The following is a 21,170-nucleotide window of genomic DNA, read 5'->3' as shown; positions in this document are numbered from 1 at the left end:
TGAGGAAATTGTCCAAAGGATTACCCAAAGACGTTTTGAGCGCGATCAACCAGAAAACCGGAAAAAACATTACGGAAAATGCCGTCAAAAAATTGGCTAAAGGCGTGGACGCGAGTACGCTGCAGAATGACGCGGAGCTTCGCAAGCTGATCAAACAGGTGGGCGACATGGCGAAGATCAAAGTGCCGGAATCGACCATAAACGATATTGTGAAGGCCGTGAAAGCAAGCGGCATGAGTCCGTCCAGCATGGAGTCGTTAGTCAAAATGATGATGAAGAAGTAACGATATGGGACAAAAGCTAGCGAACGCTCTCCGGAGCGCGCCGAAATGGCGAAATTCGCAGTTGCTTTTGTCCTTTTTTTTGGCTGGTGCTATAATGGTTTAGAATTTATTACGAAATAGGTTAGGAGAATGGAACGGCAATGGATGCAATGACGAAGATGTGGATTTCATTTCTCGGGATCGGGCTGATGGCGGTCGCCGCCTTTTTAATCACTTTTGCGCGCCTCAAGACGAAGGGCATTATTAAATTCGTATTATCATTTGTTGCTTTCGTTTTATTGATTTTCGGATTTATTTACGGCTTCTTCTCCATTCTATAACCGAAACAAGAAGACGGCATGGCGGCATACATAAGGGTCGAAGAACATGAGGGGGCTGGATTAAAGTGTTGGAACTAACGGGCAGGACTTTGACAAAAACGGTGGAAGCGGAAGCCGGGCTTACGATATTGGATCATGCGATCAAACACGATGTCGACTTCGGGTTCTCCTGCACGCGCGGGACATGCGCCCGCTGCCGCTGTCAAGTGACGGAAGGCGGAGAATATCTGGAAGGCGTCACGGACGAGGAATGGGACCGTCTGGAGCCTGAGGAGTTCGAGGACGGCTTCCGTCTAGGCTGCCAAGCGGTCGTAAAGGAAGGCGCCGGCAAAATTGTCGCGGTGAACAAAACGTATTTCTAAGGAGCAACCGGCATGACAGAATCGACGAATATTGGGCAAGCTCTCGGCATCGTCTCGGCGGCGGCCGGGACAAGCGGCTGGGCGCTAGGGGGGAGCGCAGGCCTCTTATTGAGGGGCGTACGTCTGGAGGCTCCGCCGCGGGATATCGATCTGTACTGCGATGAGCATCGGATGGGAGACATCCATCTAGCGCTTGCGCCGTACGCGACAGACTCTCCGTCGTACAGCGAGACCCCCATCTACCGATCGACGCTCAGCCATTATGATATTAAGGGCTGCAAAGTCGAGCTGGTGGGAGGATTCGAGGTTCGCAATTTCGGCTGCCGCTATTCGGTTGACGTCGACGGTTTTCTGGTTCCGTTCGGCGATCTTGTTCATCTCGAGCTGGAAAATTCCCGTTCGGCGGAGGTGCGAGTCGTACCCCTTGCCCATGAATTGCTGTTTAACGTGCTGCGAGGCCGAGAGGACCGCGTGCGTCTTATCGCCGACGCGATGCGTCGCGGCACCCAAACGCATGTAGCCGCGTTCGCCATGCTTCAGGCCGGAAACGAAATAACGAGAGAAGTGGGCGAACAACTGCGCCTGATTCTGGGAGGGGAACGCGAGTGGACGCGGAGGTAACATTCTATCCAAGCGGGAAGTCGGCCAGGGTCAGAAGAGGAACTACCGTATTGGACGCCGCGAGGAGAGCCGGCGTCACGATCGCTACAAGATGCGGCGGGAAAGCGGCTTGCTATATGTGCAAGGTAACGGTTCGCCCGTCGAGCCAGCTATTGCCCATAGGGGACGAGGAACGCAGGAAGCTGGCCGGGCTGGATGAAAAAAATATTCGGCTGGCATGCCAGACGCGGGTATCCGGCAAGACGGAGGTCGAGCTTCCTCCGGATCCTCTCCGCGCCGCGGTGGCCAAGGCGCTCGCGCGCCAGAAGGAAGAGGAAGAGCTTTGGTAATGGGGTAATGGGTAATGAAACGGAGGAACATCGAATGAAATCTTGGATGAAGTCAGCAGCGCGCCGCAGCGGTTATCGGGCGGCCGCTTCCGCTATCATGCTCGCGGCAATGATGACGCTGCTGTCGGGTTGTCTGTACCCGGAGGAGAATTTGAAGCAGAACGTACCGCCCAAAGAAGCGGTGCGCAATGTGCAGGCGGCGATTGACCAGTATTTCGAGGAGAAGGGCTTGCTGCCGATTTCGAACAGCGATCAGGACGTGCCGAAGTACGAGAAGTTTAAGCTGGATTTCAAGAAGCTTCAGAGCACAGGGTATTTGAGCGCCATTCCGACAGCCGCGTTCGAGAACGGAGGAACTTATTTTTTCCTGATCATGGACGAAGAGACGGACCCGACCGTTAAGCTGATGGATATCGTAACCTATCAAAGAATCAATGACGTCCAGAAGTGGGTGAAGGAGTATCGGGACTCCAGGGGCGCTCTCCCGCAAGGGGACGAAATGTATCCCGGCTTCTACACGATTGATTACGAGAGCATGGGCCGCAAAGCGCCGGAATTGCGCAGCGTCTTCTCCGGAACGATGCTTTCGGCGATTATGGACAAGAACGGCCTCGTCTATACCGATTACGGCGTAGATATCATGCAGTTGATGCAGAAGAATGCCGATTTGCAGGCAGCCGAGGATACGGATCTGCGTGAATGGCTGGCGGACGCTTCGGACTTTGTGCCGGTGAAAGCGCCAGAATACCGACTGCGGAACGGCGAGCCTGTCGCCGTTCTCCCATAGCTTTAACACCTATATAATCCTCTCCCAGCCTACCCGGGAGGGGATTTTTTTGTTTGCCCGGGTTATAGATTGCGGCGGGGCTTCATATATTTCAATCTTGGAAGGGAAGCAGGGTTCATCCGGTGAAAAAAAGTTTTCGTAGAAGCAGGCGTCATAATTGGACAGTCCGGACATAAGCTATTACTAGTCCAAAAGCATGTACGAGTTGCGTCGCTGGCCTGCCCTCTTGTCCGGTGGATGGCGGCGAACCGGAAAATCAATTGGGAGGGGATATTCAGTGGAGAAAGTAGATATTTTCAAGGACATAGCCGAACGTACCGGCGGGGATATTTACCTCGGGGTAGTCGGGGCGGTCCGGACGGGCAAATCAACGTTTATTAAGCGATTCATGGAGACGGTCGTGCTTCCCAACATCTCGAGCGAATCCGACCGGGTAAGAGCCGTGGACGAACTCCCTCAAAGCGCCGCAGGCAAAACGATTATGACAACCGAGCCCAAATTCGTGCCCAATCAAGCGGTACAGCTCAAAGTGGCGGAAGGGCTTGAAGTAAATGTAAGACTCGTCGATTGCGTGGGCTACGCGGTCGAAGGAGCAAAGGGCTACGAGGACGAAAACGGTCCGCGTATGATTACGACTCCATGGTTCGACGAGCCGATTCCGTTCCAAGAGGCTGCGGAGATCGGCACGCGCAAGGTGATCCAGGAGCACTCTACGCTTGGCGTTGTCGTCACGACGGACGGCTCCATAGCCGAAATTCCTAGAAGCTCCTACGTCGTCGCAGAAGAGCGCGTCATCGAAGAGCTCAAAGAGGTCGGCAAGCCGTTCGTGCTCATCATCAACTCCACTCGTCCGAAAAGCGAGGAAACCCAGCAGCTCCGCAGCGAGCTGCAGGCCAAATACGACATTCCGGTCATCGCGCTCAGCGTGGCGACGATGGGGGAAGAGGAAGGCACGGCCGTTCTGCGCGAGGTGCTCTACGAGTTCCCGGTGCATGAAGTAAACGTCAATCTTCCGAGCTGGGTCATGGTGCTGAACGACAACCACTGGCTGCGCAGCAACTACGAGAATTCCGTGAGAGACACGGTTAAGGATATTCGCCGTTTAAGAGACGTTGAGAGAGTCGTTCAGCAGTTCATGGACTACGACTTTATCGCGAGAGCTGGACTTAGCGGAATGAATATGGGGCAAGGCGTGGCGGAGATCGATCTCTACGCGCCGGATGAGCTGTACGATCGGATCCTGATGGAAGTGGTCGGCGTGGAAATCCGCGGCAAAGATCATCTCCTACAGCTGATGCAGGATTTCTCGCACGCCAAACGCGAATACGATCGTTTCGCGGAAGCGCTCGAAATGGTGAAGACGACTGGCTACGGCATCGCGGCGCCATCGCTTGCCGAGATGATGCTGGATGAGCCGGAGCTGATCCGCCAAGGATCGAGATTCGGCGTAAGGCTTAAGGCAACCGCGCCATCCATCCATATGATCAGGGTAGACGTCGAATCCGAGTTCGCTCCGATCATCGGCACCGAGAAGCAAAGCGAAGAGCTGGTGCGATACTTAATGCAGGATTTCGAGAACGACCCGATCAAGATTTGGGAGTCCGATATTTTCGGCCGCTCCCTGCACTCCATCGTGAGAGAGGGCATCCAAGGCAAGATCGCCATGATGCCGGACAACGCGCGTTATAAGCTTCAGGAGACGCTGGGCCGTATCATTAACGAAGGCTCGGGCGGTCTGATCGCCATCATTCTGTAATCCATAGGCTGCGAAGGCTGCCCCGCAATTGGTCGGAGACGACCCTGCGGGGCGGTCTTTTTTATCTGCGCGCGCGATTCGGCAACATTAAAAAATGTTTCATTTCCGCGTCAAATCAAGGAATTTACTTGAAATTGCAATTGGGCTGTATTACTATAGGTTTGTTCATGCTAAGAATTAACAAGAAGAGCCGAAGCGCGGCAACAGGTATATATTTCAAGTTTTCGGTGAATAAGAGGGATAAGAAGAAAAACTAAGCCTATGTTTACGAAGTAAGTTTTTCTCAAAGGCTTGCGCCTGTATGAGAAAAACTTTTAAGGAGGTGAAACCATGAACAAAACCGATCTGATCTCGAAAGTAGCGGAATTGACGGAACTGTCCAAGAAGGACGCAACGAAAGCGGTTGACGCCGTATTCGAAGCAATCTCCGAAGCGCTGCAAAACGGCGACAAAGTTCAGCTTGTCGGCTTCGGCAACTTCGAAGTGCGCGAGCGTCAAGCCCGTAAAGGCCGCAACCCGCAGACAGGCGAAGAAATCGATATCGCCGCAAGCAAGATGCCGGCATTCAAACCAGGCAAATCTCTTAAGGACCTTGTATCCAATTAACGTATAGCAAGAGTAACGCTCGAACGAAACGCGGTTTGAGCGTTTTTTCTTTTGGCGCGCAAAGCGCGACGCTAGGACGTACCTGTCATTGCGCAAAAGGGAGACTTCCACTATAATTCTGATGGATGGTATGGAATGACGATGCGGGGGGATCATTAATGGAGCCTACGGTTGGCGAATATATTGTAATTAAGGCAAAGGATCAAGGCGTGCAGGTCATCGGACTGACGCGCGGCCACGATACGCGGTTTCATCATACGGAGAAGCTGGACAAAAACGAAGTGTTGATCTGCCAGTTTACGGACCATACTTCGGCGATCAAAATTCGGGGCAAGGCAACGGTCATGACCAAATACGGAACGGTGGATACCGACCAATAAAACCGGGACCGGATACCAAGCAGGCGATGCCTGCTTTTTTATTTGCCCGTCTGCCAAGAGCCCGCTCTTTAATGCCGAATAAACAACCTTCCAGCCTCGTACACTGTTGTATAAGCCCCGGACGGTATGACTGCGCAAGGGAATGAAAACACTTGATGGGTAACAATTTCGAGCAAGGGTGGAGGTGCGTCCGTGCGTAACAAAAAAACGGTATGGATCGCATTCGCGGCGACGTTTGCGATTACGATAGGAGCGGGCTGGATTCCGGCAGCCATCATGGATGACGAAAATTTGAAACAAGACGTTGCCGTATTCCGCGGAGAGCCGATCGTCCACTTGTCGAACGCGAATATCGTGGATGCGCTCGCGAACGTCAATTTGCGCGAGAGGCTCGGACATGCGGAATGGAAACATTCCGTGTTATCCTTGGAGCTTCTGGTGCCCTCCGAGGGAGGAAGGCCGGAGGCTTGGTTCGATGACATCGGGAAGCTTGTCGGCGTATCCTTTCATCAGCTGGATAACGTCAACCGGCTGCTCGTTCGCATCGTGGAGAACGCCGAAGGCGAGAAACGCCTGCTAGCTGCCGTCGATGTCAGGTCGAGCGATGCTTGGCTGCATGGCGAAGAAGGCGGCGCGGTTATTTCGGATCCCGTTCACGACGAGGTATGGCGCCAGCGCCTCCGGCTCAGCTTTACGTCGGCCTGGGTCGAACGATTCGGCGTTCCGGAGGGGTACTCCGCTCATTCGAAGCGGCAATTCGAGCCGGATATTGCGAAATGATGAACAACGAAGGCAATCGAATGCCCTCCTGTAAAAGTTGTGCTATAATAGTTTAGATATTAATGTGCAAGTTCCCTGTCACAATAGTTCGGAGGCTTCTACCATGACAACTTACCGCATTTCAGAGATGACCAGGCAGCATGCGAAGCATGATATGATCGATCTGCATACCGAGCTGCCGCCGCTTGCGGAACCTAGAACCCGCATGCTGTTCGCGTTCTTGAATGAGCAGGGATCTTCCAAATCATATAGCGAGTTGTACACGCTGGTCGTTTCGCTCGTCCAGCTTGGCATGGATACGCACGACTTGATTGATACGGAAACCGAGCGGCGCTCGGAGCGCGACATGCGCTCGAGGCAGCTTAAGGTGCTAGCCGGCGATTTCTTCAGCGCGAAATTTTATCAGCTGCTTGCCGATGCCGGACAGATCGAGATGATTTCCAGAATCAGCAATGCCGTATGCGAAGTGAACCGGATGAAGGTGAATTTATACACCCGTATGAGAAGTCTCCGCCTATCGGCTGAAGATTACTTCGGCTATGCCGTTCAGCTAAGAAGCGAGATGTTCCAGCAATTCGCCGGCATCATGGACGGGGCCCGGTCGAGAGTCTGGCCCGAGCTGCTGCACGGAGTAGGCCGCTGCGAGGTCGCGCTTGACGAGCTGGAGAGAAGCGGGCATGAGGATAAATTCGAGAAAGGCTGGGCTTACTGGCACGTCATGCAGGTCGGCAGCGAGGAAGAGAAACAAAGGCTGATGTACGAGAAGCCGGATAAGGGATTCATTCTCTCGCTCCTGCACAAATACGATATTCGAGCCCATCTGACGGCCAAGGTGAAGCAAGCCGCGGATTCGGTCAAAGCGGCGGCGGCGAAGCTCGAATCGGACAAGCTGGAGAGAGAGCTGACCGACATCGCGGACAGCATGCTGGCAAGGCTCGCGGGCAGCATGCCCGCGCTTAACGAGACGAGGTGACTGAAAGTGAACAACATGGATTCGAAGAGCCATGTGCATGCATTGTTCGAGACGATTGCTCCCAAATACGATTTCATGAACGACGTCATCAGCTTCAGAAGGCATAAAGCCTGGCGGAAGTACACGATGGAACGAATGAACATGAAGCCCGGACAGAACGCCCTGGACATATGCTGCGGGACGTGCGACTGGACGATTGATATGGCGAAAGCGAGCGGATCAGGCAAAATTATAGGTTTGGACTTCAGCCAGAACATGCTCGACGTAGGAGCTGTCAAGGTTAGCCGTCAAGGTCTTGAAAAGCAGATCGAGCTGGTGCAGGGCAACGCGATGAGCCTGCCGTTCGAGGACGACAGCTTCGACTTCGTAACCGTCGGCTTTGGACTGAGGAACGTGCCCGATTACGTTCAGGTGCTCAGCGAGATGCGGCGGGTCGTCAAGCCGGGCGGCAAGGTGGTCTGCCTGGAGCTGTCCAAGCCGACGTGGCAGCCGTTCAAAAGCATTTATTATTTATATTTCGAGCGCATCATGCCGCTATTCGGCAAGCTCTTGGCCGGACGCTTCAAGGAATACCAATGGCTTCCCGATTCGTTGAAATTGTTCCCCGATTCCAAAGGCTTGAAGGAGCTTTTCCGTCAGGCGGGAATGCCTAATGCGGAGGTTCGTCTCTTCTTCGGCGGCATTGCGGCGCTGCATATAGGAACGAAGGGAAGAGATGGACAACCATGATTCGCAAACTACGCATCATCCTGGAAATGATTAAATTCGAGCATACGGTGTTCGCGCTGCCGTTCGCTTTTATGGGTGCTTTGCTCGGCGGGGTCGTCATGGAGGGCAAGCTCCCGTCCTGGAGCGAAATAGGCTGGGTAACGCTTGCCATGTTCGGGGCGAGAAGCGCGGCCATGAGTCTTAACCGCTTGATTGATAAGGCGATCGATCTGCGCAATCCCCGCACCAAAGATCGGGCGCTGCCGGCAGGCTTGCTTCAATCGGCGGAAGTCGTTCTGTTTATTGCGGTTTCGTTCACGCTGCTTTTTTGGGCGGCTGCCAATTTGGAGCCGATCGCGATGAAGCTCCTGCCTATCGCGGTATTTTTCCTCGTCATCTATTCTTATACGAAACGGTTTACTTGGTTATGCCACGTCGTGCTCGGTCTTACAATCGCGCTGTCGCCGCTTGGCGGCTGGGTCGCCGTGACGGGACAGTTCGATGCGGCGGCATGGCTGCTGTACGGAACGGTCGCGCTCTGGATCGCGGGCTTCGATATTATATACGCGACGCAGGATTACGAATACGACCGCAATGCGGGACTCTATTCGATCCCGTCGCGCTTTGGCATCTCCGCGTCGCTTTGGATCGCGCGCTGCTTCCACATCGTGACGGCCGTCGGCTTCGTGACGCTGTTCTGGATGACTCAGCTTGGATGGCTGTATCTATTCGGAGCGATTCTGTCCGTGGCGCTTCTGTTCTATCAGCATTGGATGGTTAGGCCATCCGATCTTTCGCGCGTTTCGACGGCGTTCTTCGGCATGAACGGCACGCTTAGCGTCGTGCTATTCCTCTTTACGATCGTGGATTTGGCGGTGTTCGGCCAATGGTAGTCACGGCAAGCGGACAGGAACTGCGCAAGCGCTGGGTCGTCGGCTTGACGGGCGCCAGCGGCGCGGTATACGGCATTCGGCTGATCGAGGAGCTGCTGCTGCGCCGGTTCGAGGTGCACGCGGTCGTGACCGAAGCGGGATGGAGAGTGCTCAAAGAAGAGCTGGGCTGGGAAACCTCGCGAAGAGCGGAAGCGCTTGAGCGGGCATTCCCGGGCGAATTGCGCGCCGGCCGGCTCGTCTTTCATCCCAACGGCGACATTGGCGCTGCCATAGCGAGCGGATCCTTCCGCGTCGAAGGCATGTTCATTATGCCATGCTCCATGGGGACGTTGTCCTCGATCGCCCACGGCGCCTCCAACAATCTGATGACGCGCGCGGCGGACGTCATGCTCAAAGAAGGGCGCAAGCTTCTCATCGTTCCGCGGGAGACGCCGCTTCATGCGATACATCTGGAGAATATGCTGACGCTTGCCAGACTCGGCGTTCGGATCGTGCCGGCTATGCCGGCATTCTATCATAAGCCTCAATCGATGGACGAGATGATTAATTTCCTCGTGGGCAAAGTACTGGACAACGCAGATATCGATCATGATTTGTACAGAAGATGGGGAGATGAGCAGAATGGGCAACCTTCGCCCGATCACCATCGGTGAAATAGATTACGCGAACGCGTGGCCGTTGTTTAAATCGTTTTCCCGCCACGCGCGCGAGCTGAATTACGAATTGATCTCGAGAGTGCCGGCGGAGCTGAATCGTCTCCTGCATGCGGGAGAGCTTGACGTTTCCGCCATTTCTTCCTTCTCATACGGACAATACAGCCAAGATTACGTCTTGCTGCCAGGCTTGTCGGTTGGTTCGATCGGCCGCGTTCATTCGATCCTGTTATTTACAAAGGAACCTCTGGAGAAGAGACTGCCGCGCCGAATCGCGGTAACGACAACATCCGCTACTTCCGTTAATTTGCTGAAGATCATTATGGCCATGCGGTTCGAGTGCGAACCCGAGTACGTCCCCGCCGAGCCAAAGCTTCAACACATGCTGAAGGACGCCGACGGCGCGTTGCTGATCGGCGATCCTGCCATAACAGCTTCTTGGCAACGCGAAGGGCTGCATGTCATGGATCTCGGTGAAGCATGGAACGATTGGACGGGCCTTGGCATGACATACGCCGTCGTCGCGGCCCGCAGGACGGCTGCCGAGAAGCAGAGCGAAGAGCTAAGCGCTGTATTTCGGGCTTTGCACGGCTCGAAGGACGAGCTGCTAGGGCAGCCGGAAGCGCTGATCAAACTCGCTTGCGAGCGAATTGGCGGAGAAGAAACATATTGGAGCACGTACTTCAAATCGCTGCGCTACGATTTCGACGAGAAGCTGCAGGCCGGCTTATCGCTTTATTTCAAGTACGCGAAGGAGCTCAGCCTCCTTCAGCACGAAGTGGATCTCTCGTTTTACGAAGAACAATCCCCCCAAAAGGTGAATGAATGAAACTATTAGACCTGTATGCAAAGATGAAAGGCGATTTGAATCAAATCGAGCAAGAGCTCGAGAGGAGCGTATCTGACGACCACGCTCTTCTAAGGGAAGCCTCGACCCATCTGCTGAAGGCGGGCGGCAAACGGATTCGTCCCGTTCTGGTGCTGCTGTCGGGCAAGTTCGGAGACTATAGGCTGGAACGTCTTAAATCCGTCGCCGTTCCGCTCGAGCTGATCCACATGGCGTCTCTGGTGCATGACGACGTGATCGACGATGCCGAGACGCGGCGGGGTCAACTGACGGTCAAGTCGAAGTGGGATAACCGCATCGCCATGTACACTGGAGATTACATACACGGCAAGGCGCTCTCTATCGCAACGCAACTGCCTAATCCGGACATTCATCGTATTTTATCCAAAGCCCTGGTCCAGATGTGCATAGGAGAAATGGAGCAAATCCGCGATTTCTTCAACACGGACCAGTCCGTACGCCATTATCTTCTGCGCATCCGGAGGAAGACGGCGCTGCTCGTCGCGATCAGCTGCCAGCTAGGCGCGCTTGCGGCAGGCGCCGACCGAGAAACCTCGAACAAGCTGTACCGGTATGGGTATAACGTGGGGATGACGTTCCAAATCCGAGACGATCTGCTCGATCTGTACGGTACCGAGAAGCAGATCGGCAAGCCTCCCGGCTCCGATATTCGCCAAGGGAATATAACGCTGCCCGTCATCCTCGCGCTTCGAGACGAGCGCGTCAGGGAGCCGCTTCTTAAGGAAATCGGCTCCATACGATCGCAAGACGGCTTCCCGGACACGAAGCGGGCGATTTCGCTCATTCGTTCGAGCGAAGGCGGCAACCTGGCCGACGAGCTGGCGAACCAATACATAAAGAAAGCTTTGCACGCATTAGAGGGATTGCCGGATATCGCGGCGAAAAAGAACTTGGTCGACATCGCGCATTTCGTCGGCAAAAGAAACTATTAATCAATGTCGCGGGAGGAAGGGGTACATAATGGAGAGAACTTTTTTGATGATCAAACCCGACGGCGTTCAACGTGGATTGATCGGCGAGATCGTATCGCGATTCGAACGGAAAGGGCTGCAATTATCGGCTGCCAAGTTTTTGCAAATTTCCCGGGAGCGGGCGGAGATCCATTACGCGGATCACAAAGGCAAATCTTTTTACGAGCCCTTGCTGCAATTTATTACGTCCGGTCCCGTATTCGCAATGGTATGGAGCGGGGATAATGTAATTGCGCTCACTCGCGCGCTGATCGGCAAGACGGACGCGCTGGATGCTGCGCCTGGAACGATTCGTTCGGATTTTGCCGTGCATACGAACTTTAACCTGATCCACGGCTCCGATTCCGCCGAAAGCGCGGAACGCGAAATCGGGATTTTCTTCGCTCCTGAGGAGCTTGTGGATTACGAGCATACGATCCAGCGCTGGGTTTAATTAGCCTCAGCTGCGCACACATCATGGAGGCCGTTATGACAGAAGATTTGGACTTCTCGCAATTTATCGCCCGCATCAAACGGAAGACGGATATCGATTTGTCCCAATACAAGGAAGCGCAGATGAAACGCCGGTTGACAACGCTGCGGATGAAGAACGGTTACTCGACCTTCGAGCAATATTACCAAGCACTCGAACAGAACAAAGCGCTCATGAACGAGTTTCTGGATCGTATGACGATCAACGTTTCGGAATTTTGGCGCAATCCGACCCGGTGGGAAGTGCTCAAGAACCGCTTTCTCCCGGATATGCTTGCCGCGAACGCCAGGGTGAAAATATGGAGCGCCGCTTGCTCCACGGGCGAAGAACCGTATACGATCGCCATGATCCTGTCGGAATTGGATGCCTTGGGCAGGGCCTCTCTCCTCGCAACCGACTTGGACAACGGGGTGCTGGAGAAGGCGCGTGAAGGCAGCTATCTGGAACGTTCGCTTCGCGATGTCCCGGCGAGCTGCCGCTCCAAATATTTTAAGCCGTCGGAAGGCGCGTTCCTCGTGTCGGATACGCTTAAGAAAGCGATTCAGTTCAAGCAAGGCAATTTGCTTCACGATACGTTTGACAAGGGCTTCGACCTGATCGTGTGCCGCAACGTCATGATTTATTTCACGGAGGAAGCGAAACACGCGTTGTACCATAAATTCGCGGCTGCGCTGAAGCCGGGCGGCATTCTGTTCGTAGGCAGCACGGAGCAGATTTTTTCTCCCGGACAATACGGCTTCGAGACGGCGGACACGTTCTTTTACCGCAAGGTTTAGCTTCGCATGTATACCGATTTCCATGTTCTCCTATACTAGTCGTAGGCAACACAGATGCGAAGGGAGATTGGAGATGGACAAGCGCAAGGTCATAGCGGCTTACCGCCGCGGTTTTATTACGATCCAGGAATGCGCGCAAATTATCGGCGTGGACAGCAGGCAGGCCGCCAGGCTCGTGAACGACGTCAAGCTGACGCACGACTTGTCGATGCTGCGCGAGCAGGCCACCGTCAAAAGTTTATAAAAGGTTATGCCGGCTAGGCCGGAGCTCAAGGTTCGTTCGACGGCCTTCGGCTCCGGCCTTTTGTATTCGGAGGGGCTCTTTCCGAAACAGCGATCCGCTATTACGTTTCTTGTCAAACCAGCATCCCTGTACTATAATGAGGCAAGATGTTCGAGGGGATTACATAACAGCAGGGTCGCGGCGACGCATTCCTGCGGTGAAGGAGGAGCTGGCTTGAATGTAACCTATTTGACGGCCGGTGAAGCGAATGACCCTCTATTGACGGCGATAATCGGAAGGCTGCCCGAAGTTCGGCGGCGACTCCAACGAAGAAATCCGCGCCAATTACGAGCAGTATACGGCGCAGTTAGGCAGGTACTAGAACAATGCGCGAATTAACGGTAGATTTAGGCGAACGCTCTTATCCCATTTATATCGGGCAAGGCCTCCTTGACCAGGCGGCTTCCTACTTCCAGAAGCACAACATCGGCAACAAATCTCCTCTTCTTATTATCGCGGATTCCAACGTGGCTCCGCGTTACTTGGCGAAGCTGGAGCAAGTTCTTCAAGCGGGGGGCTATAAGACAGCCAGCGCCGTCGTACCCGCAGGCGAAAGCTCCAAGTCGCTGGCGATGCTGGGTGATCTGGTTGGCAAAGCCCTTGATGCCGGACTTGACCGCAAATCCGCGATCGTCGCACTTGGGGGCGGGGTCGTTGGCGATTTGGCCGGCTTTGTAGCCGCTTCGTATATGCGCGGAATCAAGTTCGTCCAAGTGCCGACGACGATCCTGGCGCATGACAGCAGCGTCGGCGGCAAAGTCGCGGTGAACCATCCCCAGGCCAAAAATATTATAGGCGCGTTCCATCAGCCGGAATTTGTCCTATATGATTTGAATACGCTGCAGACGCTCCCTCCGCGCGACGTCAGCTCCGGATTGTCGGAGGTCGTCAAGCATGGATTGATCTGGGACGCTTCGTTCGTAGATTGGTGCGAAGCGAATGCGGAGAAGCTGCTCGCGCTTGATCCCGACAGCTTGGGGTATGCCTTGTATAAGGGCTGCAGCGTCAAGGCTGCCGTCGTATCGGAGGACGAGAAGGAAATGGGTCTCCGAGCGATTCTGAATCTGGGCCATACGATCGGCCATGCCATCGAGGCGGTTGCGGGCTATAACGAGATGCAGCATGGAGAGGCGATCTCGATCGGCATGATCGGCTCCGCGAAGCTTGGTCTTCGGTATGGCGCGCCGGAGGAAGTTTATACGAAGACGAAGCGTGTTCTCGCGAAGTGCGGCTTGCCCGTCTCCTTGCCGAAGCATTACGATGTGGACGCCATTATGGCGGCGATGATGCACGATAAGAAGTTTAAGGAAGGCACGATGGTGTTCGTCGTCCCGACGGCGATCGGCAAAGTCGAGATCAAATCCGACGTGTCCGTCGAGTGGATGAAAGAAATCGTGGAGGAATTGAAATTGGAGGCTGAACAGATATGAGTGTACGCGGAATTCGAGGCGCAATTACAGTCGATGCGAATGACAGCAAGCTCATCGCCGACGCGACGCTCGCGATGACAACCGATCTTATGCGTTTGAACGAGCTGGATCCTGGTGATATTTGCAGCGTGTTGATTACGGTAACGAGCGATTTGGACGAGGCGTTCCCCGCTCAGGCGATCCGGCAGCTGCCGGGATGGGAGCTGGTTCCGCTGATGTGCGCCCTGGAGGTGCCGGTCAAGGGAAGCTTGGAGCGCTGCATCCGCCTGATGGTGCTCGTTAATACCGAGAAAACGCAGCAGGAGATTCGCCACGTCTATCTGGGAGGAGCGCGCGTGCTCCGTCCCGATCTATCCAAAGCGAATTAAGCGGTTGACGCCGGCAAGAGTAATGTTTTATAGTTAGAACCATAAGTGAGATGAGCCAGAGTAGGTTTTTAGCTGAGATGAGATGAGACGAGTTTAGAGAGTTGCCCTTGCAGGACTTGGGTTTTTGTTGTCGGTTTATGGCAGTTGCGGTCGCGCAATGACATGTGCATCCCGTTACTGTTCCTCTTTGCCGCATCGCAGTGCCCGAGCTTCGGTCCAAGGCCAATCTATGCCATCATCAAATTTACGGCTCCTGCTTCGGCAGGAGTTTTTTATTTTGGACTCCTCGCCGAAAACATTTGAGAGATGGAGGTCGCATGCGAATGTCCAATGAATTGAAGAACGTAATCCAGCAGGCCGGCACATTCAACCTGATTCCGATCATTCGGTACGTGATGGCGGATACGGAGACGCCGATCCGATTATTTCAGCATTTCGCTCAAGAGGAACACGCGTTTCTGCTCGAAAGCGTAGAGGGCGGCGCGAAGTGGGCCAGATATTCCTTCATCGGCACGGACCCGTTCATGAAGCTGTACGGCAAGCACGGGGAGCTGATCCTTGAGCACAACGGGGAACGGACGGTGCTGCGGGAGAAGCCGATCGAGCTGCTGAAGGCTAAGCTCAGAGCATTCCGCAGCCCGGCGAACAGCGCGCTTCCGCCGTTCACAGGGGGAGCGATCGGATTTTTCGGCTATGATCTGCTCCAGTATTACGAGAAGCTGCCCGCGCATCGGATCGACGATCTGAACATGAACGATATGCAATTTATGTTCTGCGATCAGGTCATCGCCTTCGACCATTTCAAGCAGCAGCTTCAAATAATCGGCAACGTCCATATCGAAACCGGCGCCACGGATGAAGAGATCGCGGTCGCGTACAGGAAAGCGGTCGCCAAGATCGAATCGACGATCGAGAGGCTGCAGCAGCCGGTTCCGAGCATCGCGTCCCCGACCGCTGCCGTTCCGTCCGATCCCGAGCTTGGCGACGTGCAGTCGAATTTGACCAAAGAGCAGTTCATGGCGAACGTGGACAAAGCCAAAGAATATATTCGCGCCGGCGATATTTTTCAGGTCGTGCTCTCCCAGCGCTTCAGCATCGAGACGGATATTGATCCGCTGCTCGTATACCGGGTGCTTCGCACGATGAACCCTTCTCCTTACATGTACTATTTGAAGATGGGCGAGGAAGTGATCGTCGGAACGTCCCCCGAGGCGCTCGTCAAGGTCGCGAACGACAGGGTCGAGACGCGGCCGATCGCGGGTACGAGACCGAGAGGGAAGACGCCGGAGGAAGATCAAGCTCTCGAGCTGGATCTGCTCGCCGACGAGAAAGAACGCGCCGAGCACCTGATGCTCGTCGACCTCGGCCGCAACGACATCGGCCGAGTATCGGAATTCGGTTCGGTCAGGTGCGATTCCTTCATGGAGATCGAGAGATATTCGCACGTTATGCATATCGTCTCGAACGTATCGGGCAAGCTTCGCTCGGACAAAGACTTTTTCGACGCGTTTATCTCCTGCCTGCCTGCGGGAACCGTCTCCGGCGCGCCGAAGCTCCGCGCGATGGAGATCATCGCCGAGCTGGAGAACGAAGCGAGAGGCGCGTATGCGGGGGCGATCGGTTATCTGGGCTTCGGCGGCTCGATGGACACCTGCATCACGATCCGCACGATCATCTTCAAGCACGGCAAGGCTTACGTGCAGAGCGGGGCGGGCATCGTATGGGACTCCGTTCCCGAGAACGAATATATGGAGACGGTCAACAAAGCGAAGGGCATGCTGAAGGCGATCCGCGCGGCGGAAGCGAGCTTCGGCAAGCGGCCCAAAGGCGAATTGATCGCCGCAGCCGTCAATACGGATTACGAAGTCCATATTCCGGTTGAAAGAGAGGCGAAGCTAAGATGAGCGCACCATTCACAATGCAGGCTGCTTTAAACAAAATAATTGCCGGCGAGCATTTGTCGAGATCCGAAGCGGGCGGCGTTATGAGTCAAATCATGAACGGGGAAGCGACGGGCGCGCAAATCGGCGCGATCGCCGCGGCCCTTCGGATGAAAGGCGAAACGAAAGACGAAATTACCGGATTCGCGGAGATGATGAGGCAGCACGCGAGCCATGTTCGGACCGAACAGGAAGGCTTGTTGGATACATGCGGCACCGGCGGCTCCGGCATTCATAAATTTAACATTTCCACGGCCTCCTCGATTATCGCGTCCGCTGCCGGCATTCGCGTGGCGAAGCACGGAAATCGGGCGATGTCGGGCAAGACGGGCAGCGCCGACGTGCTCGAGGCTCTGGGCGTGAACATTAACTTGACGCCGGATCAAGCGGCCGCCTGCTTGCAGGGGATTGGAATCTGCTTCATGTTCGCCCAGCTATACCATCCTTCGATGAGGCATGCCGCGGGACCAAGGCGCGAGCTAGGCATCCGGACGATATTCAATATGCTGGGCCCTCTGACGAATCCGGCCGGCGCGGACCGCCAGCTTCTCGGTTTATATGACCGCGCCAGGACCGGAACGATCGCCGAAGTGCTTAAGGATCTCGGGCTGAAACGCGCGATGGTCGTGAGCAGCCACGACGGCTTGGACGAAATCAGCATTTCCGCCTCGACCCAAATATCCGAGCTCAAGGACGGCATCGTTCGAACGTTCGACATTCAGCCGGAAGATCTCGGTTTGTCCCGCTATCCGATCTCGGAAGTGCAGGGAGGCGAGCCGTCGGTTAACGCTTCACTCATACAAGCGGTATTCCGCGGAGAGCAACGGGGAGCTTACCGCGATATCGTGCTCGCGAACGCCGGCGCTTGCATTTACTTGGGAGGGCACGCTTCCAGTCTGGCCGAGGGCGCGGCAGTTGCTGCCGAAGTCGTCGACTCGGGCAGAGCGGACCAGAAGCTTCGCGAGTTAATTCAGATGACGGGAGAGTTGGCGCATGTTTCTTGATAAAATCGTAGCGACGAAGCGGGCGGAAGTAGAAGCGCTCGCTTCGGAGTTTCAGCTTTCGCAATATGAAGAGATTATCTCGGCGTTGCCCGCGACCAAAGGTTTCGAGTCGGCCTTATCGGCCGACCGCCGCAACCGCGGCATGGGCTTGATCGCGGAAGTGAAGAAGGCCTCCCCTTCCAAAGGGCTGATCCGTCCGGATTTCGATCCGGTCCAGCTCGCGGCCGCTTATGAAGCGGCCGGAGCGGATTGTATCTCGGTGCTGACGGACCGCGATTATTTCCAGGGCTCTAACGAATACTTAATGCGGGTCAGGGAAGCGGTCAACGTTCCGCTGCTCCGCAAAGATTTTACGATCGACTACCGTCAAATTTACGAAGCTCGCGTTATTGGAGCCGACGCGATTCTGCTGATCGCCGCGATCTTGACCAAGCAGCAGCTGGCGGAATACCATGACTTAGCCCAGTCGATCGGGCTGGACGTTCTGGTCGAGGTGCATGACGCGGCGGAGCTCGATACGGTATTGTCGCTCGATAAAGCAACCCTGATCGGCATTAACAACCGCGATTTGCGTTCCTTCGTTACGGATTTGAAAACGACGGAGAAGCTGATCGGCATGATGCCGAAGCACGTGACCGTCATTAGCGAAAGCGGAATTGCCGGCCGGTCCGATATGGAATATTTGCAATCCATCGGCGCGCACGGAGTGTTGATCGGCGAACATTTCATGCGGCGCGAGCATGTCGGCGATGCCGTGCAAGACCTTATGGGCGCGGTGAAAGCATGACTGCCCGCATCAAAATTTGCGGACTTCGAGATACGGAAACGATCGCCGGAATGAATGGACTGCCGATCCACGAGATCGGATTCGTGCTGGCGCCGAGCAAACGCAGAGTAGGCAAGCCGGAGCTTCCTGCGCTGGTTCAGGCCGTACGAGAGTTAAAAGCCGCCGGGGAGCAGCCTCCTAGCACGGTGGGCGTATTCGTGAATGAAAGCCTGGAGGAGATGCAAGATATTCTAGGCATGGCATCCCTTGATGTCGTACAATTGCACGGAGACGAGTCGCCTGCTTACTGCGAGCGGCTTAAGGAGATGCATCCGTCCGTCCGGATCTGGCGGGTTTTCTCGATTCGTGATTCGGGTGCAACATCGGAAGAAGAGTTTGTCCGGCAGGCAAGGGAACGACTGACACCATATGCCGGAGCTGTGGACGCCATTCTCATAGATGCGCCCGGAGGCGGCACGGGGCAGCCGTTCAATTGGTCCGCCATACGGGCCTACAAGGAAGAGGCGGCCGCTCTCGAGCTTCCGCTGTACGTAGCGGGGGGGCTGCACGCCGACAACGTGCAGGAGCTGCTGCATGCTTACTCTCCCGACGGCATCGACGTATCGAGCGGAGTGGAGACGGATGGGCGGAAGGACATCGACAAAATCAGATTATTCGTAAGAAGGGTGATGGAAGCATGATACAAGTACCGGACGCAAGCGGCAGATTCGGCAAATTCGGCGGACGATACGTGCCGGAGACGCTTATGAACGCTTTGCTCGAGCTCGAGGAAGCGTATATACATTATTCGAAGGACCCCGACTTCCAAGCGGAGGTCAAAGAGCTTCTGCATAAATATTCGGGAAGACCGACATCGCTTTATTACGCCAAGCGCCTTAGCGAGCAGCTTGGCGGCGCGAAGGTCTACCTGAAGCGCGAGGATTTGAACCATACCGGCGCGCACAAGATCAACAATACGATCGGCCAAGGCGTTCTGGCGAAGAGAATGGGCAAAACAAAAATCATCGCGGAGACGGGAGCGGGCCAGCATGGCGTGGCGTCCGCGACGATCGCGGCGCTGCTTGGACTCGAGTGTAAGGTATTCATGGGCGAGGAAGATATGAAGCGCCAGCAGCTGAACGTGTTCCGCATGAACCTGCTCGGCTCCGAAGTCGTGCCGGTCACTTCCGGCACTCGCACCCTGAAGGACGCGTGCAACGAGACGCTTCGTTACTGGGTGAGCCACGTGAACGATACGTATTACATTTTGGGCTCCGTTACGGGACCGCATCCTTACCCGATGATGGTTCGCGACTTCCAGCGGATCATCGGGGACGAGGCTCGCGGCCAAATTCTGAACGAAGAAGGCAGATTGCCGGATTACGTCGTCGCGGCCGTCGGCGGCGGAAGCAACGCCATGGGCATCTTCTACCCGTTCGTACAGGACGATGGCGTTAAGCTGCTGGGCGTTGAAGCGGCCGGAAGAGGCGTGGAAACGGATGAGCATGCGGCCACGATGACCAAAGGCCGGCATGGCGTATTCCAAGGCTCGCTCAGCTACGTGCTCCAGGATCAGCACGGCCAAGTGCAGCCCGCCCACTCGATCTCGGCCGGCCTCGATTATCCGGGAATCGGACCCGAGCATGCCTATCTGAAGGATTCAGGCCGCGCGGAATATGTGCCGATTACGGACGCCGAGGCGCTGGACGCGCTTCAGCTGCTGTCCCGCACGGAGGGCATTATTCCGGCTCTCGAATCCGCTCACGCCATCGCGCAGACGATCAAGCTGGCCCCGACGTTGTCCAAGGATCAGATCGTCGTCGTCAGTTTGTCCGGCCGCGGGGACAAAGACGTGGAAGCCATCATGGGCTATCTGGGAGGTCAGAAGCATGAATCTCATTGATCAGACGTTCGCAAGGCTGAAGCAAGAAGGCCGCACGGCGCTAATCCCGTTCGTGACCGTAGGGGATCCCGATTTCGAGACATCGCTCGATATCATTAAGCGGCTTGAACAATCGGGGGCAGACATGATCGAGCTCGGCGTGCCGTATTCCGATCCGCTTGCGGACGGTCCCGTCATTCAGCGCGCATCGGAACGGGCGCTCAGAAGCAGCATTACGCTCGCGGACTGCATACGCATGGCGGAACGGGCCCGCGAAGAGGGCGTTCGAATCCCGCTCATCCTATTCACTTATTTTAACCCGGTGCTGCAATTCGGCTTGGAACAATTTTTCGAGCTTATCGTGAGCAAAGGCATCAGCGGCCTAATCATTCCCGATCTGCCGATCGAAGAGGACGAGGAGGTTCGCGCCATGTCGGAAGCTGCCAATATCCATCTGATTCCGCTAGTGGCTCCAACCTCCAAAGACCGCGTTAGGCGGATTTCCAAAAAAGCGCGGGGCTTCGTCTATTGCGTATCTTCGCTGGGCGTGACCGGCGTTAGATCGGATTTCCATTCGGACATCGATCAGTTCCTGACCACGGTTAGAGAAGCTACCGATCTGCCAATCGGCGTCGGGTTCGGCATTTCGAGCCGCGAGCAGGTCGAACGCTTCGAACGCGTGTGCGACGCGGTCATTGTAGGCAGCGCCATCGTGCGCCAGATCGAGGAAGCGGTGCCTCTTCTCGAAGAGCCCGCGACCCGCGAGCAAGGCTTGGCGGCTATCGGCCGGTTCGTTGCCGGACTGAAAGGGTAACGCGCTTCATGCCAGGAATGTATCATTCAATAGGAAGACCTTCCGACATGGAGGGTCTTTCTTTTTTCAAAAACACTTTAAAACGGCAAACAGATGTGAGACAATGGGTACTGTTACACTTCAATACATAGAAGAGGTGAAGGG

Annotated in this window: 27 protein-coding genes; all 27 read left to right on the top strand. The window is 55.3% G+C overall.

Annotated elements, in window-relative coordinates:
- The first annotated feature begins 8 nt into the window (after positions 1 to 8).
- On the top strand, positions 9 to 284 hold the full coding sequence (locus NQZ67_RS03950; RefSeq protein ID WP_257442966.1) for a stage VI sporulation protein F: 276 nt from the start codon (positions 9 to 11) through the stop codon (positions 282 to 284).
- 140 nt (positions 285 to 424) lie between these two features.
- The gene (locus NQZ67_RS03945) at positions 425 to 604 is read left to right on the top strand and encodes a DUF2768 family protein (RefSeq protein WP_257442965.1); all 180 of its coding nucleotides are present in this window, start codon (positions 425 to 427) and stop codon (positions 602 to 604) included.
- Positions 605 to 669: 65 nt separating this feature from the next.
- A complete protein-coding gene (locus tag NQZ67_RS03940) occupies positions 670 to 966 on the top strand; it encodes a 2Fe-2S iron-sulfur cluster-binding protein (protein ID WP_257442962.1) in 297 nt (98 codons plus the stop codon).
- Positions 967 to 978: 12 nt separating this feature from the next.
- Positions 979 to 1,587, top strand: coding sequence for a nucleotidyltransferase family protein (locus NQZ67_RS03935; RefSeq protein WP_257442961.1), 609 nt, complete (start codon positions 979 to 981; stop codon positions 1,585 to 1,587).
- Positions 1,572 to 1,916, top strand: a complete 345-nt coding sequence (locus tag NQZ67_RS03930) for a 2Fe-2S iron-sulfur cluster-binding protein (RefSeq protein WP_257442960.1) — start codon at positions 1,572 to 1,574, stop codon at positions 1,914 to 1,916. Before NQZ67_RS03935 ends, NQZ67_RS03930 begins: the two co-directional genes overlap by 16 nt.
- 34 nt (positions 1,917 to 1,950) lie before the next feature.
- The gene (locus NQZ67_RS03925; RefSeq protein WP_257442959.1) at positions 1,951 to 2,703 is read left to right on the top strand and encodes a YphF family lipoprotein; all 753 of its coding nucleotides are present in this window, start codon (positions 1,951 to 1,953) and stop codon (positions 2,701 to 2,703) included.
- 277 nt (positions 2,704 to 2,980) lie between these two features.
- A complete protein-coding gene (gene spoIVA / locus NQZ67_RS03920; protein WP_257442958.1) occupies positions 2,981 to 4,459 on the top strand; it encodes a stage IV sporulation protein A in 1,479 nt (492 codons plus the stop codon).
- A 330-nt stretch (positions 4,460 to 4,789) separates the two neighbouring features.
- On the top strand, positions 4,790 to 5,065 hold the full coding sequence (hbs, locus tag NQZ67_RS03915) for a non-specific DNA-binding protein Hbs (protein WP_257442957.1): 276 nt from the start codon (positions 4,790 to 4,792) through the stop codon (positions 5,063 to 5,065).
- 158 nt (positions 5,066 to 5,223) lie between these two features.
- Positions 5,224 to 5,445, top strand: coding sequence for a trp RNA-binding attenuation protein MtrB (mtrB, locus tag NQZ67_RS03910; RefSeq protein ID WP_257442956.1), 222 nt, complete (start codon positions 5,224 to 5,226; stop codon positions 5,443 to 5,445).
- Between the two features lie 192 nt (positions 5,446 to 5,637).
- Positions 5,638 to 6,225 (top strand): hypothetical protein, encoded by a 588-nt coding sequence (locus NQZ67_RS03905; RefSeq protein WP_257442955.1) that lies wholly within the window; start codon positions 5,638 to 5,640, stop codon positions 6,223 to 6,225.
- Positions 6,226 to 6,328: 103 nt separating this feature from the next.
- Positions 6,329 to 7,198: a heptaprenyl diphosphate synthase component 1 gene (locus NQZ67_RS03900; RefSeq protein ID WP_257442951.1), complete on the top strand. Its 870-nt coding sequence runs from the start codon at positions 6,329 to 6,331 to the stop codon at positions 7,196 to 7,198.
- A 15-nt stretch (positions 7,199 to 7,213) separates the two neighbouring features.
- Positions 7,214 to 7,927 (top strand): demethylmenaquinone methyltransferase, encoded by a 714-nt coding sequence (locus NQZ67_RS03895; protein WP_257443372.1) that lies wholly within the window; start codon positions 7,214 to 7,216, stop codon positions 7,925 to 7,927.
- Positions 7,924 to 8,799 (top strand): UbiA-like polyprenyltransferase, encoded by an 876-nt coding sequence (locus NQZ67_RS03890; protein WP_257442945.1) that lies wholly within the window; start codon positions 7,924 to 7,926, stop codon positions 8,797 to 8,799. Before NQZ67_RS03895 ends, NQZ67_RS03890 begins: the two co-directional genes overlap by 4 nt.
- The gene (locus NQZ67_RS03885) at positions 8,793 to 9,452 is read left to right on the top strand and encodes a UbiX family flavin prenyltransferase (protein ID WP_257442943.1); all 660 of its coding nucleotides are present in this window, start codon (positions 8,793 to 8,795) and stop codon (positions 9,450 to 9,452) included. The genes NQZ67_RS03890 and NQZ67_RS03885 overlap by 7 nt, the downstream gene beginning before the upstream one ends.
- The gene (locus NQZ67_RS03880) at positions 9,421 to 10,281 is read left to right on the top strand and encodes a menaquinone biosynthesis protein (RefSeq protein WP_257442942.1); all 861 of its coding nucleotides are present in this window, start codon (positions 9,421 to 9,423) and stop codon (positions 10,279 to 10,281) included. The genes NQZ67_RS03885 and NQZ67_RS03880 overlap by 32 nt, the downstream gene beginning before the upstream one ends.
- Complete coding sequence (locus NQZ67_RS03875) at positions 10,278 to 11,252, top strand: polyprenyl synthetase family protein (RefSeq protein WP_257442940.1); 975 nt, start codon at positions 10,278 to 10,280, stop codon at positions 11,250 to 11,252. The genes NQZ67_RS03880 and NQZ67_RS03875 overlap by 4 nt, the downstream gene beginning before the upstream one ends.
- A gap of 28 nt (positions 11,253 to 11,280) precedes the next feature.
- The gene (gene ndk, locus NQZ67_RS03870) at positions 11,281 to 11,724 is read left to right on the top strand and encodes a nucleoside-diphosphate kinase (RefSeq protein WP_257442938.1); all 444 of its coding nucleotides are present in this window, start codon (positions 11,281 to 11,283) and stop codon (positions 11,722 to 11,724) included.
- Between the two features lie 35 nt (positions 11,725 to 11,759).
- Positions 11,760 to 12,539, top strand: a complete 780-nt coding sequence (locus tag NQZ67_RS03865) for a CheR family methyltransferase (protein ID WP_306812681.1) — start codon at positions 11,760 to 11,762, stop codon at positions 12,537 to 12,539.
- A gap of 73 nt (positions 12,540 to 12,612) precedes the next feature.
- The gene (locus NQZ67_RS03860) at positions 12,613 to 12,783 is read left to right on the top strand and encodes a hypothetical protein (protein WP_257442937.1); all 171 of its coding nucleotides are present in this window, start codon (positions 12,613 to 12,615) and stop codon (positions 12,781 to 12,783) included.
- A 365-nt stretch (positions 12,784 to 13,148) separates the two neighbouring features.
- Positions 13,149 to 14,252 carry a 3-dehydroquinate synthase gene (gene aroB / locus NQZ67_RS03855; protein ID WP_257442936.1) on the top strand — a complete coding sequence of 368 codons (1,104 nt, stop codon included), beginning with the start codon at positions 13,149 to 13,151 and terminating at the stop codon, positions 14,250 to 14,252.
- Positions 14,249 to 14,620, top strand: a complete 372-nt coding sequence (gene aroH, locus NQZ67_RS03850; protein WP_257442935.1) for a chorismate mutase — start codon at positions 14,249 to 14,251, stop codon at positions 14,618 to 14,620. Before aroB ends, aroH begins: the two co-directional genes overlap by 4 nt.
- A gap of 323 nt (positions 14,621 to 14,943) precedes the next feature.
- Positions 14,944 to 16,524: an anthranilate synthase component I gene (gene trpE, locus NQZ67_RS03845; RefSeq protein ID WP_257442934.1), complete on the top strand. Its 1,581-nt coding sequence runs from the start codon at positions 14,944 to 14,946 to the stop codon at positions 16,522 to 16,524.
- Positions 16,521 to 17,564, top strand: coding sequence for an anthranilate phosphoribosyltransferase (trpD, locus tag NQZ67_RS03840; protein ID WP_257442933.1), 1,044 nt, complete (start codon positions 16,521 to 16,523; stop codon positions 17,562 to 17,564). Before trpE ends, trpD begins: the two co-directional genes overlap by 4 nt.
- Positions 17,554 to 18,351 carry an indole-3-glycerol phosphate synthase TrpC gene (gene trpC, locus NQZ67_RS03835; RefSeq protein ID WP_257442932.1) on the top strand — a complete coding sequence of 266 codons (798 nt, stop codon included), beginning with the start codon at positions 17,554 to 17,556 and terminating at the stop codon, positions 18,349 to 18,351. Before trpD ends, trpC begins: the two co-directional genes overlap by 11 nt.
- The gene (locus NQZ67_RS03830; RefSeq protein WP_257442931.1) at positions 18,348 to 19,031 is read left to right on the top strand and encodes a phosphoribosylanthranilate isomerase; all 684 of its coding nucleotides are present in this window, start codon (positions 18,348 to 18,350) and stop codon (positions 19,029 to 19,031) included. The genes trpC and NQZ67_RS03830 overlap by 4 nt, the downstream gene beginning before the upstream one ends.
- Positions 19,028 to 20,233 carry a tryptophan synthase subunit beta gene (trpB, locus tag NQZ67_RS03825; RefSeq protein ID WP_257442930.1) on the top strand — a complete coding sequence of 402 codons (1,206 nt, stop codon included), beginning with the start codon at positions 19,028 to 19,030 and terminating at the stop codon, positions 20,231 to 20,233. Before NQZ67_RS03830 ends, trpB begins: the two co-directional genes overlap by 4 nt.
- A complete protein-coding gene (gene trpA / locus NQZ67_RS03820) occupies positions 20,220 to 21,026 on the top strand; it encodes a tryptophan synthase subunit alpha (protein WP_257442929.1) in 807 nt (268 codons plus the stop codon). Before trpB ends, trpA begins: the two co-directional genes overlap by 14 nt.
- Positions 21,027 to 21,170 lie beyond the last annotated feature (144 nt).

The organism is Paenibacillus soyae, assembly GCF_024623455.1.
In the GTDB taxonomy this organism is placed as follows: domain Bacteria; phylum Bacillota; class Bacilli; order Paenibacillales; family Paenibacillaceae; genus Pristimantibacillus; species Pristimantibacillus soyae.
This window is presented reverse-complemented; position numbering and strand designations above follow the sequence as displayed.